Annotated in this window: 11 protein-coding genes and 1 pseudogene; 11 read left to right on the forward strand and 1 reads right to left on the reverse strand. The window is 71.1% G+C overall.

All coding sequences use genetic code 11. The annotated features are described in order from the left end of the window. From ADL01_RS38925 to ADL01_RS43180, 5 genes are all read left to right on the forward strand, one after another. On the forward strand, window positions 1-760 hold a 760-nt coding region (locus tag ADL01_RS38925; RefSeq protein ID WP_053746814.1), incomplete at its 5' end, for a type II secretion system F family protein. Between the two features lie 70 nt (window positions 761-830). After that, window positions 831-1,631 (forward strand): type II secretion system F family protein, encoded by an 801-nt coding sequence (locus tag ADL01_RS38930; protein ID WP_053746815.1) that lies wholly within the window; start codon window positions 831-833, stop codon window positions 1,629-1,631. A gap of 143 nt (window positions 1,632-1,774) precedes the next feature. Further along, the gene (locus ADL01_RS38935; RefSeq protein ID WP_053746816.1) at window positions 1,775-1,993 is read left to right on the forward strand and encodes a DUF4244 domain-containing protein; all 219 of its coding nucleotides are present in this window, start codon (window positions 1,775-1,777) and stop codon (window positions 1,991-1,993) included. Further along, window positions 1,980-2,348 (forward strand): TadE family type IV pilus minor pilin, encoded by a 369-nt coding sequence (locus ADL01_RS38940; RefSeq protein ID WP_053746817.1) that lies wholly within the window; start codon window positions 1,980-1,982, stop codon window positions 2,346-2,348. Before ADL01_RS38935 ends, ADL01_RS38940 begins: the two co-directional genes overlap by 14 nt. 59 nt (window positions 2,349-2,407) lie before the next feature. Then, window positions 2,408-2,809 carry an Rv3654c family TadE-like protein gene (locus tag ADL01_RS43180; protein WP_234354961.1) on the forward strand — a complete coding sequence of 134 codons (402 nt, stop codon included), beginning with the start codon at window positions 2,408-2,410 and terminating at the stop codon, window positions 2,807-2,809. Between the two features lie 14 nt (window positions 2,810-2,823). On the opposite strand, the gene ADL01_RS38945 is transcribed toward ADL01_RS43180, so the two are convergent. Continuing rightward, window positions 2,824-5,298, reverse strand: coding sequence for a DEAD/DEAH box helicase (locus ADL01_RS38945; protein ID WP_078961031.1), 2,475 nt, complete (start codon window positions 5,296-5,298; stop codon window positions 2,824-2,826). 80 nt (window positions 5,299-5,378) lie between these two features. Here ADL01_RS38945 and bldG point away from each other — a divergent pair, with 80 nt between their 5' ends. The 6 genes and pseudogenes from bldG to ADL01_RS38975 all read left to right on the forward strand — a co-directional run. Then, the gene (gene bldG, locus ADL01_RS38950) at window positions 5,379-5,720 is read left to right on the forward strand and encodes an anti-sigma factor antagonist BldG (RefSeq protein ID WP_005475923.1); all 342 of its coding nucleotides are present in this window, start codon (window positions 5,379-5,381) and stop codon (window positions 5,718-5,720) included. Window positions 5,721-5,845: 125 nt separating this feature from the next. Beyond that, window positions 5,846-6,277, forward strand: a complete 432-nt coding sequence (locus tag ADL01_RS38955) for an ATP-binding protein (protein WP_053746819.1) — start codon at window positions 5,846-5,848, stop codon at window positions 6,275-6,277. Between the two features lie 287 nt (window positions 6,278-6,564). Further along, window positions 6,565-8,970, forward strand: a complete 2,406-nt coding sequence (locus ADL01_RS38960; protein ID WP_053746820.1) for a sodium-translocating pyrophosphatase — start codon at window positions 6,565-6,567, stop codon at window positions 8,968-8,970. Between the two features lie 240 nt (window positions 8,971-9,210). Then, window positions 9,211-9,807 (forward strand): small secreted protein, encoded by a 597-nt coding sequence (locus ADL01_RS38965; protein WP_053746821.1) that lies wholly within the window; start codon window positions 9,211-9,213, stop codon window positions 9,805-9,807. A 116-nt stretch (window positions 9,808-9,923) separates the two neighbouring features. After that, window positions 9,924-11,447 carry a DUF7059 domain-containing protein gene (locus ADL01_RS38970; RefSeq protein WP_053746822.1) on the forward strand — a complete coding sequence of 508 codons (1,524 nt, stop codon included), beginning with the start codon at window positions 9,924-9,926 and terminating at the stop codon, window positions 11,445-11,447. 536 nt (window positions 11,448-11,983) lie between these two features. Next, window positions 11,984-12,178, forward strand: a pseudogene (locus ADL01_RS38975) (hypothetical protein); the annotation flags it as partial. Window positions 12,179-12,425 lie beyond the last annotated feature (247 nt).

Below are 12,425 nucleotides of genomic sequence, written 5' to 3' on the forward strand. Positions count from 1 at the left end.
CGCCGGGGGCGGGGCCGTGGCGACCGGGCTTCCTTTGTGGGACCGGGTCGGCGGTGAACTGCGGCGGCTGCGTGGGCGGTTGCGGGCCGAGTGGTGGGCGGTGGCAGTCGGGCTGGTGGTGGCGCTGCTGGGCGCTTCCGTCGTACCGGCGGTGGTGGGCGCGGCCGGGGTGCCGCTGCTGCGCCGGGTGCGGCGGGCCGGTGAGGTACGGCGGGCGCGGGAGCGGCGGGGCGACGAGGTGATCGCGCTGTGCGCGGCGCTCGCCGGTGAGGTGCGCGCCGGACGGCAGCCGGGGGAGGCGCTGCTGCGGGCGGCACGCGACTCCGGCGGCCTCGGAGAGGCACAGGCCTCGGTGCTGGCGGCTGCGCGGTTCGGCGGCGACGTACCCGGGGCGCTCGCCGGGGCGGCCCGGCAACCGGGCGCGGAGGGGCTGTTGGGCCTCGCGGCGTGCTGGCGGGTGGCCGTCGACCAGGGCGCCGGTCTGGCGGCCGGACTGGACCGCCTCGAAGGGGCCCTGCGCGCCGACCGGGACCAGCGTGCCGACCTACGCGCCCAGTTGGCGGGCGCCCGGTCGACGGCGGTGATGCTCGCCGGCCTGCCGGTGCTGGGCCTGGTCCTGGGCACGGCACTGGGCGCCGACCCGCTGCACGTGCTGCTGCACACCGGCGCCGGACTGGGCTGCCTGCTGGTCGGCGGGGTGCTGGAGGGCGTGGGGCTGTGGTGGGCGCTGGGCATCGTGCGGGGAGCGGAGGTGGCATGAAGGCCGGCGAAGTGACTGGCGGGGGCCGTATCGGTGCGGCTGTCCGGCGTGGTCGGAGAGGGGAGTCGCTGTGAGCGCGGAGGTTTTCCACAGGCTGGGGGTGGCGCTGGGGGTCGCGCTGGCCCTGGGGTGGCTGCTGCGGTGGATCGAGACGGTACGGCGGGAGCGGAGGGTGCGCCGGAGGCTGGCCCGGCTGCTCGCGCTGGAGCTGGAGCGGGAACACGGCGCGGTAGGGCGTTGGTCCGGGGCACGGGAGGTCGTACGGCGGTGGCCCCCTGTGGTGGGAGCCGTGTGCGCCGGGTGGGTGCTGGTCGGGGGCGCGGCCGGAGTCGCGGTGGGGTTGGTCGCCGGGTTCGGGTGGTGGCGGTGGCGCCTGCGGCAGGCGGCCCGTCCTCCGGCGGCGGAGGACGTCGACGCGGCCGAGGCGGCACGGCAACTTCCGCTCGCCGCCGATCTGCTGGCCGCCTGCATCGCGGCCGGTGCCGGTCCGGTGATCGCGGCGCAGGCGGTGGGTGAGGCGCTGGCGGGACCGGTCGGGGAACGGCTGGCGCGGGGTGCGGCGGAGGTACGGCTCGGCGGCGAACCGGCCGAAGCCTGGCGGAGGTTGGCGTCGACACCGGGGGCCGGCCCCCTGGCGGGCCTGCTGGAGCGGGCCGACGAGTCGGGCGTACCCGCGGCCGGACCCGTCGCACGCCTCGCGGCCGACACCCGCGCCGACTGGGGCCGCACCGCGACGGAACGCGCTCGCCGGGCGGCCGTGATGGTCACCGCGCCGGTGGGGCTGTGCTTCCTGCCCGCGTTCATCGCGATCGGCGTACTGCCTGTGGTGATCGGGCTGGCGGACGGGTTGTTGGGCGGGGGTGGTGGATGACACCAGCGGTGCCTGATCAGGAGCGGGTCATCAACAGCGATACGGCAAAGGCCAGTTACCGGCAGTAAGTCATCAGCAGTAAGTCGTCAGCAGTAGGTCGTCAGGGTTAGTCATCAACAGAGCTCAAAACAACGGGAGTTGAGATGTTCACAGTAGTGCGGGAACGAATGTGTGCCCTGGTGCGCAGGACGCGTGCGGTGCTGGTGGCGCGGAGGGATGCCGGGATGGTGACCTCGGAGTACGCCGTCGGCATCATCGCCGCGGTGGCCTTCGCCGCGGTGCTCTACAAAGTCGTGACGAGCGGGCAGGTCAGCTCGGAATTGCAGGCCATCGTGAAGAAGGCCCTCGATGCCAAAATGTGAACGCCGGGGCGGGGACCAGGGGTTCGTGACCGCCGAGGCCGCTGTGGTGCTTCCCGCGCTGGTGCTGTTCTCGATGGCGCTGGTCTGGGCCCTGCTCGTCGCCGCCGCGCAGATCCAATGCGTGGACGCGGCCCGGGCCGGTGCCCGGGCCGCCGCCCGTCAGGACCCGCCCGGTGCGGTCGCCGAGGTGGCTCGCGGGGCGGCCCCGCGCGGGGCGGAGGTCACCGTCACCAGAGAGGGCGACCTCGTGCGCGTGGAGGTCGTGGCGCAGCCGCCGGGGCTCGGTGGCCTGACCGTCGATGTGGCGCACGAAGCGGTGGCGTTGGCGGAGGAGACGGTGGGGGTGGGCGCGTGAAACGCCTGGGAAGGGGGCGCCTCGTCAGTTTCGCCAGAGCCGCTGTCTCCGCTCGCCCGATCCACTCCGACCGTGGCTCCGCGACCGTCTGGAGCGTGGGTGCCATCGCCGTCCTGTGCGTGGTGTTCGGCGTTGTGCTCGCCGTGGGGCAGGCCGCTGTGGCCCGGCATCGGGCAGCCGCCGGTGCGGATCTGGCGGCGCTCGCGGCGGCGGACCACTGGACGGAGGGCGTCCCGGCGGCCTGTGCGCGGGCGGACCGGGTGGCCGCTGCCCAGGGCACCCGGCTTGCTCGGTGCGCACTGGTGGGTGAGGTGTCGGACCTGACGGTGACAGCGGGACGGGGCCTGTTCGAGGCGGAGGTCCGAGCGAGGGCGGGCCCACCTGGGCCACCAGGCCCACCAAGCCCACCCGGGCTACCAGGCCCACCTGGGCCTCTGCGGCCGCCTGAGCCGCCCCCGTAGGGCATGCCCCAGGTTCAGCCCCTGTCGTCCGGAGCCTTCTCCTCAGGCGCCCCCTGGAGCAGAACGGTCAGCAAGCGCACCGCTCCCCGCTTGTGCAAGGGCTCGTTGCCGTTGCCGCACTTGGGGGACTGGATGCAGGACGGGCAGCCGGCGTCGCACTCGCAGGCGGCGATGGCCTGGCGGGTGGCCGTCAGCCAGGAGCGGGCCGTGTGGAAGGCCCGCTCCGCGAAGCCCGCGCCGCCTGGGTGGCCGTCGTACACGAAGACCGTGGGAAGGAGGGTGTCCGGGTGGAGCGGGACGGAGACGCCGCCGATGTCCCAGCGGTCGCAGGTCGCGAACAGGGGCAGCATGCCGATCGACGCGTGCTCGGCGGCGTGCAGGGCCCCGCCGAGGATCTCCGGGTTGATCCGGGCGGCGTCGAGCTGGTCCTCGGTGACCGTCCACCACACGGCACGGGTGCGCAGCGTACGAGGAGGGAGGTCGAGCTTCGTCTCGCCCAGGACCTCACCGGTGATGACGCGTCGGCGCAGGAAGGAGACGACCTGGTTGGTGACCTCCACGGAGCCGTAGCAGAGGCGGCCGTCGCCCCACGGGATCTCGACGTCGGTCTCCAGGACGGCGATGGACGTGGTGTCGCGGGCGACCGTCGAATACGGCGGGTTCGCCTCCTCGACCAGGGCCACCGAGTCCGCCAGATCGAGGGAGCGGACGAGATACGTGCGGCCCTGGTGGAGATGGACCGCGCCCTCGTGCACGGCCGTGTGCGCGGCGCCCGCGTCGACCGTGCCCAGCAGCCGTCCCGTGCCCTCCTCGACGATCTGGACCGGACTGCCGCCACCGCCCCGGATGTCGGCCAGGTCGGCGGCCCGTTCGCGGCGGGTCCAGTGCCAGGCCCTGGTCCGGCGGCGGAGCAGCTTCGCGGCCTCCAACTGCGGCAGCAGGGCGGCGGTTTCGGGGCCGAAGAGGGCCAGGTCCTCCTCGACCAGGGGGGATTCGGCCGCGGCGGCGCACAGATGGGGGGCGAGGACATACGGGTTGTCCGGGTCGAGGACCGTCGACTCGACGGGTTGGTCGAACAGGGCCTCCGGGTGGTGGACGAGAAACGTGTCCAGCGGGTCGTCGCGGGCGACCAGGATCGCCAGCGCGCCCTGTCCGGCCCGCCCGGCGCGGCCCGCCTGCTGCCACAGGGAGGCGCGGGTGCCCGGGTAGCCGGCGATGACGACGGCGTCCAACCCCGAGACGTCGATACCGAGTTCGAGGGCGGTGGTGGCGGCGAGACCGAGCAGTTCGCCGGAGTGGAGGGCCTGTTCGAGGGCTCTGCGCTCCTCGGGGAGGTAGCCGCCTCGGTAGGCGGCCACGCGCCGGGCCAGCGAGCGGTCGACCTCGGACAGTCGTTCCTGGGCGATCACCGAGATCAGCTCGGCACCGCGCCGGGAGCGTACGAAGGCCACCGAGCGCACGCCCTGGAGGGTGAGGTCGGTCAGCAGGTCGGCGGTCTCCGCGGTGGCCGTACGGCGGACGGGGGCGCCCTTCTCGCCGTGCAGTTCGGTGAGCGGCGGTTCCCAGAGGGCGAACACCAGTTCACCGCGCGGTGAGGCGTCGTCGGCGACCTCGACCACCGGCAGGCCCGTCAGGCGGCCCGCCGCGACTGCCGGCTCGGCGGCCGTGGCGGAGGCGAGCAGGAAGACGGGGGAGGCGCCGTAGCGGGCGCACAGGCGGCGCAGCCGGCGCAGGACCTGGGCGACGTGGGAGCCGAAGACACCGCGGTAGGTGTGGCATTCGTCGATGACGACGTACTTCAGCGACTTCAGGAAGGAGGACCAGCGGGGGTGGGACGGGAGTATTCCCCGGTGCAGCATGTCCGGGTTGGTGAGGACGTAGTTCGCGTACTGCCGGACCCACTCGCGTTCCTCGACGGGGGTGTCGCCGTCGTACACGGCCGGTCGCACGGCGTTTCCCAATGGTTGTGAAAGTTCCTTCACGGAACGTCGCTGGTCGGCTGCGAGGGCCTTGGTGGGGGCGAGGTACAGGGCGGTCGCCCCGCGGCCGTTGGGTGCCTCGGAGCCGTCCAGGAGGCGGGAGAGGACCGGCACGAGATACGCGAGCGACTTGCCCGAGGCGGTGCCTGTGGCGACGATCACGTTGTCGCCGTCCAGAGCGTGCTCGGCGGCCAGTGCCTGGTGGGCCCAGGGGTGTTCGATCCCGGCGGCCTGGACGGCTGCGATGACCTCGGGACGAATCCGGTCGGGCCAGACGGCATGGCGGCCCGCACGTGGGGGCAAGTGCTCCGTATGAGTGATGCGCGAAGCCCGGCTCGGCCCCGAGGCGAGCCGGTCCAGGATCGTGCCCGGATCGGGTCGCCCGGCGGCGAAAGTCGAGGGTCGTTCGGATCGGTGATTCTTGGCCATCGGGATCGAGTGTGTCACTGGCGTGACGGACAATGGGCCCAAGGCGTCGTGCACGCCCTGCGGTAAGTGATTGAATGCCATCGCGGCTGGCGAACCGTCCTGGGGACTCTGCCGAGGTGTCCCTTGGGATGACCGCTCGATAGCAAGGTGCTGGAGGATCCGTGGACCTGTCCCTGTCGACCCGTACCGTCGGCGATCGTACGGTCGTCGAGGTCGGTGGCGAAATCGACGTTTATACCGCGCCCAAGCTGCGTGAGCAGCTGGTCGAGCTGGTCAACGACGGGAGTTTTCACCTCGTCGTCGACATGGAGGGAGTCGACTTCCTCGACTCCACCGGGCTCGGCGTGCTGGTCGGTGGCCTGAAGCGTGTGCGTGCCCATGAGGGCTCGCTGCGCCTGGTCTGCAACCAGGAGCGCATTCTGAAGATCTTCCGCATCACCGGTCTCACCAAGGTGTTCCCGATTCACACCTCGGTCGACGAAGCGGTGGCGGCCACCGACTGACGGCCGTTTACCGGACGCGCATGCGGTCACTCGTACGCGCGTTCGTGACGGAAGAGTTAACGACGGGGGTCCGGGTCTCGGCGACCCGGCCCCCTGACCGCACGCCCGTATTCCGAGGGGGATGCATGGCCACCGTTGAACTCCGCTTCAGCGCGCTGCCCGAGCACGTCAGGACCGCCCGACTGGTGGCGGCAGCGGTGGCGCGCAGGGCCGGAGTGGACGAGGCCGTACTCGACGAGGTGCGACTCGCCGTCGGCGAGGCGTGTTCCCGTGCCGTCGGACTGCATCAGAGCGGTGGTATCTCGGAGCCCGTTTGGGTGACGCTGACCGAGGAGGAGAAGCTGTTCTCCATCGAGGTCGGCGACGAGGCACCCCGCTCGTCTCCCGGTGAGGGCGCTTCGGGTGGCGGCGACGTGGACGTGGATGCCGAGGAGGACGAGATGGGCCTCGCGGTCATCAGCGGCCTCGTCGACGACGTCGAGGTCACCGCAGGGGAGAACGGCGGATCGATCCGCATGAGCTGGCCGACCGCGCCGCCGGTCACGCTCGTCCCCTGACCCGCCCCTCTGCTACTACCTCAAGGGCCCTGCTGAGCAGGGCCCTTGGTGTTTTTATCGGCGACCTCCAGAATTAGTGAAGGAATTCACGATCTGGTCGCGCGATCATTTGATCAAGCGTGAATGCGTCTGTGCCATTACGCCATATGGCCCAATAGATCTCCTCTCGATCATTCGCTGAATAGCATGGGGCAATCTATTCCGTTTCCGCGTACTGTTTTGATCAGGTTCCGGTACCTACAATCCCGTCCACATCTTGAGCTCAGCCCAAGCGTCAAGGAGGACGAATGGCGGGGCTTTCTTCCCCTCATCGGTTCGACCAACCCACTACCTTCGCAGCCGCGGTACTGACCGACGACAACCGACTGATCGTGATGGTCATCGGCGTCGTCGCCCTGGCGGCGCTCGTGGTCGCCGGGGTGCTGGTGCGCCAGGTGCTCGCGGCAGGCGAGGGCACCGACAGCATGAAGGAGATCGCGACGGCCATCCAGGAAGGCGCGAACGCCTATCTGGCACGGCAGTTGCGCACGGTCGGCGTATTCGCCGTGATCGTTTTCTTCCTGCTGATGCTGCTGCCCGCGGACGACTGGAATCAGCGCGCCGGACGGTCGCTGTTCTTCTTGATCGGGGCCGCGTTCTCGGCGGCCACCGGTTATATCGGCATGTGGCTCGCCGTGCGCAGCAATGTGCGCGTCGCGGCCGCCGCACGGGAAGCGACACCGGCGGAAGGCGAGCCGGAAAAGGATCTCACCGACGTCTCCCACAAAGCGATGAAGATCGCTTTCCGTACGGGCGGCGTCGTCGGCATGTTCACGGTGGGCCTCGGCCTGCTGGGCGCGTCCTGCGTGGTCCTGGTGTACGCGGCCGACGCGCCGAAGGTGCTCGAGGGTTTCGGCCTCGGCGCCGCCCTCATCGCCATGTTCATGCGGGTCGGCGGCGGCATCTTCACCAAGGCCGCCGACGTCGGCGCCGACCTGGTCGGCAAGGTCGAGCAGGGCATCCCGGAGGACGATCCGCGCAACGCCGCGACCATCGCCGACAACGTGGGCGACAACGTGGGCGACTGCGCCGGCATGGCGGCCGACCTCTTCGAGTCGTACGCCGTCACGCTGGTCGCCGCGCTGATCCTCGGCAAGGCCGCCTTCGGCGACGCCGGGCTCGCCTTCCCGCTCCTGGTGCCCGCGATCGGCGTGCTCACGGCGATGATCGGCATCTTCGCGGTGGCGCCGAAGCGCTCCGACCGCAGCGGCATGAGCGCGATCAACCGCGGCTTCTTCATCTCCGCTGTGATCTCGCTCGCACTCGTCGCGATCGCCGTCTTCGTCTACCTGCCGTCGTCGTACGCCGATCTGGACGGGGTCACCGACGCGGCGATCGCGGCCAAGGGCGGCGATCCGCGCATCCTCGCGCTCCTCGCCGTGGCCATCGGCATCGTGCTGGCGGCCCTGATCCAGCAACTGACCGGCTACTTCACCGAGACCACCCGCCGGCCCGTACGCGACATCGGCAAGAGCTCACTCACCGGCGCCGCCACCGTCGTCCTCGCCGGCATCTCCATCGGGCTCGAATCGGCCGTCTACACCGCCCTGTTGATCGGCCTCGGCGTGTACGGGGCGTTCCTCCTTGGCGGTACGTCCATCATGCTGGCGCTGTTCGCGGTGGCACTGGCGGGCACCGGTCTGCTCACCACGGTCGGTGTGATCGTCGCGATGGACACCTTCGGGCCGGTCTCCGACAACGCGCAGGGCATCGCCGAGATGTCCGGCGACGTCGAGGGCGCGGGCGCGCAGGTGCTCACCGACCTGGACGCCGTCGGCAACACCACCAAGGCCATCACCAAGGGCATCGCCATCGCGACCGCCGTCCTGGCCGCGTCGGCGCTCTTCGGGTCGTACCGCGACGCGATCACGACCGCCGCGCGCGACGTGGGCGAGAAGGTCGGCGAGGGCGGGCCGATGAACCTCGTGATGGACATCTCGCAGCCCAACAACCTGGTCGGTCTGATCGTCGGCGCGGCGGTCGTCTTCCTGTTCTCCGGGCTGGCGATCAACGCGGTTTCCCGGTCGGCGGGTTCGGTGGTCTACGAGGTGCGGCGGCAGTTCCGCGAGCACCCCGGGATCATGAACTACACCGAGAAACCGGAGTACGGGCGCGTCGTCGACATCTGTACGAAGGACGCGCTACGGGAGCTCGCCACGCCCGGGCTGTTGGCCGTCCTGGCGCCCATCGCCATCGGGTTCACCCTCGGTGTCGGCGCGCTCGGCGCGTTTCTCGCGGGCGCGATCGGGGCCGGCACGCTGATGGCGGTGTTCCTCGCCAACTCCGGTGGCGCGTGGGACAACGCGAAGAAGCTGGTGGAGGACGGTCATTACGGCGGCAAGGGCAGCGAGGCTCACGAAGCGACCATCATCGGCGACACCGTGGGCGACCCGTTCAAGGACACCGCGGGCCCGGCCATCAACCCGCTGCTGAAGGTGATGAACCTGGTCGCGCTGCTCATCGCGCCCGCGATCGTCAAGTTCAGCTACGGCGATGACAAGAACCTCGCCCTGCGCATCCTCATCGCCGTCCTGGCCATCGCGGTGATCGTGGCCGCGGTGTACGTGTCCAAACGGCGGGGGGTCGCCGGGGACGACGAGGCTGAGGAGGCGGATGGGGTCGCCCAGACGGTTGATCCTGCGGTGGTTTCGTAGCCGGACGGGGGCTGGGCACCACGGTGTTCGTCTCCGGCGATGTCCTACGGCTGGTCAGGAACCGGCCAAAGAGCGGGCGGGCGGCGCGTTGTGACGCGTCGTCCGCCCGCTTGACGTGGGTTGCCGCCCGTTTTCGTGAGCCTTCTCTCTCTTGGTGCAAATGGTCGCAATAACATATGAATGGGATGCCCGTCACGCTGGTGTCGCCCGGGTGGCGTGTATGTTCCGGGGCCGGGAGCCATGGAAGGGACCAATCCGGTGAACAAGAAGCTCGCGGTCGCACTGTCCGGCGGTGCGGTACTGGTACTGGCGCTGTCGGGATGCGGCGGCGACGACGGCAACGAGAAGCTGGATGCCTGGGCCAAGCAGGTGTGCGACGCGGTGAAACCGCAGGCCAAGAAGATCGAGGCCGCCAACGCCGCGATCCAGAAGGAGACCTCCGACAACAGCACACCGGCGGACGTCCAGAAGACCGACGCGCAGGCCTTCCAGGACATGGCCGACTCCTACCAGGCGATCGGCGCGGCGGTGAACACCGCGGGCGCGCCGAACGTCGACGGCGGCGAGACGAAGAAGACCAACGCCGTCAAGGAACTCAACGACATCTCGGCCTCCTACGCGAGCCTGAAGAAGCAGGTGGACGGCCTCGACACCAAGAACCAGGCGAAGTTCGCCGACGGCCTCAAGGGTGTCGCCACCCAGCTGGACAAGCTCAGCCAGAGCGGCAACGACGCCCTGAAGGCCCTGGAGGAGGGTGACGTCGGCAAGGCGATGGCCAAGCAGGAGAGCTGCAAGTCGACACCCGCGTCCCCTGCGGTCTCTTCGAAGGCCGGCTGACCTTACGGCCGACACTCCGTCGCCTCGGCGAAGGTTTTCCACAGGCGTACGGGGTCTCCGCGCCCGTCTGTCCACAGGCGGGCGCGGCGGAGCGGCAGGGCGGACACAATGGAGGCGTGAGTAACGCCAGCCTGCACACCCTGCCCTCCGCCGACCGCCCCGACGTCGCCGCGCGCCTCCGGGACGCCCTTCTGGCCGCCGACTTCACCGCCGACGGACTGCTCGACCTGCTCGGCGCGCCCGCGTACGCCGCGCTGGCGCGCAGCGAGACCGTGCCCGCACTCCGGGCGACCCGTGGCGGCACGCCCCTGGAACTGCTCGTACGGCTGTTCCTTCTGCAGCAGCCCGTGCCCCACGCGCGCGTGGGGGGCGTGCTGCCCGTCGACGACTGTGTGGCGAGCGGCTGGCTGGTGTCCGGGGGCGGTGGCGAGGTGGCTGCCACGGTCGACGTACGGCCGTACGGCGGGCCGGACGGTGAGGACTGGTTCATCGTGTCCGACCTGGGGTGCGCGGTCGGCGGGGCAGGTGGCATCGGCAGCCACGACGAAGGCGTCGTCCTCGGGGTGGGCGGTGCTTCCATGACCCTCGCCGGCATCACCGTCCGTACGCCGGTCGCCTCCGCGCTCGACCTCGGCACCGGCTCCGGGATCCAGGCGCTGCACGCCGCCCAGCACGCCACGCGCGTGACGGCGACCGACCTCAACCCCCGCGCCCTGCACATCACCGCGCTGACGCTCGCCCTGTCCGGCGCCCCCGCCGCCGACCTGCGCGAGGGCTCCCTGTTCGAGCCGGTCCGGGCGGACGAGATGTACGACCTGATCGTCTCCAACCCGCCGTTCGTGATCTCGCCGGGTGCGCGGCTCACGTACCGGGACGGCGGGATGGGCGGGGACGATCTGTGCCGCACGCTCGTTCAGGAGGCGGGGGAGCGGCTGCGCGAGGGCGGGTTCGCACAGTTCCTCGCCAACTGGCAGCACGTGGAGGGGGAGGACTGGCAGGACAGGCTGCGGTCCTGGGTGCCGCGCGGGTGCGATGCCTGGATCGTGCAGCGCGAGGTGCAGGACGTCACGCAGTACGCCGAGTTGTGGCTGCGCGACGCCGGCGACCACCGCTCCGACCCGGCGGAGTACCGGGCGCGCTACGACGCGTGGCTGGACGAGTTCGAGGCGCGCAAGGTGAAGTCTGTCGGGTTCGGCTGGATCACCCTGCGCAGAACGGGGGCGAGTGAGCCCTCGATCACCGTGGAGGAGTGGCCGCATCCCGTCGAACAGCCGCTCGGGGACACGGTTCGGACGCACTTCGAACGCGTGGACTTCCTGCGCACGCACGACGACGCCGCCCTGCTCGCCGGGCGCTTCAGACTGGCGGGCGAGGTCGTGCAGGAGCAGGTCGGGCTGCCCGGCGCCGAGGACCCGGAGCACGTGGTGCTGCGTCAGCACCGAGGGATGCGCCGGGCCACCAAGGTGGACACGGTCGGCGCGGGCTTCGCAGGTGTGTGCGACGGCACCCTGAGCGCGGGGCGGATTCTGGACGCCATCGCCCAACTGGTGGGCGAGGACCCGGTGTCGCTGCGGGACCGGACGCCCGCGCAGATCCGGTTGCTGGTGGAACAGGGGTTTCTGGAGCCGGCGGTCGAGTGAGCGTGCCGGGGCGGTGTCGCAGGGCGCTGGACTGCCGGTTCAGCCCCCGTGAGGCTGTCGGCTACGCCGGGACGACCACGGAGGAGGAGGGCTGCGCGGCCGGTACGGGTACGGCAGGTCGCGTACCCCGCCGCCGTACGGCAGGGGGAGGCGCGGGGGCGGCGCGTGAGGCGTCGGGAAGCGTGCGGGTGGCGCTGGCGGTGTGGGCGGTGCGGGCAGGCCGCTCGCGGCGTCTGTTCTGTCGCACAGGTGTGCGTGTGGCGCGGTTCGGGGGCATATTCACGCCGAGTTGCGGAGGTCGGTCCGGGGTGGTCCCGGGGCGGCGGCTGTGAGATTCACGGGCGCCGGCCGCGACGGAACGTGGTCGGGCGACCCGTGCGCAGGGGGACTCCAGGGGGCTGTCGAGGGGTGCGCACCAGGACGCGTGGACGTTCGTCAGCCCAGCGTTCACCTCGGGTTCGTACGGAGGCTTCCCGGGCGTGGCGGCTTCCCGGGTCCGGGGAGTCGCGGGCAGGAGGAAAGGGGCGCGCAGGGAGATGGAGAGCGGGCCGGCGATCTTCGTGGGAGTGGTGTTCGCCCTGTTCGGGGGCGGGCTGCTGGTGTGGACCGCGACCCGGGTGCGGCACCGCGCGCCCGTCGCCCACGGTGTGAACCCCGTCGCATCGGCGGTCCTCGCGAGCGTCGCCGCACTGGTCGCTCTCGAGGTCGGCGGATGGTGCCTCACCCTTGTGCGAGGTGCGCGAGAGGCCCCTGGGCGGGGTGCGCGGCTGGGTCGCGCCGGAAACCGGTAGGTCACCCTCCGAACAGGTCCGAAGGGGCAGGTCGACACTCCGGGCGGCAGGAATGGCGGTAGTCGGGTTACCGTTCGAGTGGCCGTTGCGGGCTTTTCCCGTTTGACACGGGGGCGGGATGTACCGTCACACTCCGCAGCGTCAGCATGACCCGACCCCGGGAGCAAGACCGGGGGAGACCCCAGTG

Origin of the sequence: Streptomyces sp. NRRL WC-3618 (assembly GCF_001280005.1) — a bacterium.
Lineage (GTDB): Bacteria > Actinomycetota > Actinomycetes > Streptomycetales > Streptomycetaceae > Streptomyces.

What these genes read in the sequence shown, in the direction of transcription:
- ADL01_RS38945 (WP_078961031.1), bottom strand. Translation starts at nt 5,298, where the DNA reads ATGGCATTCAATCACTTACCGCAGGGCGTGCACGACGCCTTGGGCCCA.
- ADL01_RS38955 (WP_053746819.1), top strand. Translation starts at nt 5,846, where the DNA reads ATGGCCACCGTTGAACTCCGCTTCAGCGCGCTGCCCGAGCACGTCAGG.
- ADL01_RS38940 (WP_053746817.1), top strand. Translation starts at nt 1,980, where the DNA reads ATGCCAAAATGTGAACGCCGGGGCGGGGACCAGGGGTTCGTGACCGCC.
- ADL01_RS38965 (WP_053746821.1), top strand. Translation starts at nt 9,211, where the DNA reads ATGGAAGGGACCAATCCGGTGAACAAGAAGCTCGCGGTCGCACTGTCC.
- ADL01_RS38935 (WP_053746816.1), top strand. Translation starts at nt 1,775, where the DNA reads ATGTTCACAGTAGTGCGGGAACGAATGTGTGCCCTGGTGCGCAGGACG.
- ADL01_RS38960 (WP_053746820.1), top strand. Translation starts at nt 6,565, where the DNA reads ATGGCGGGGCTTTCTTCCCCTCATCGGTTCGACCAACCCACTACCTTC.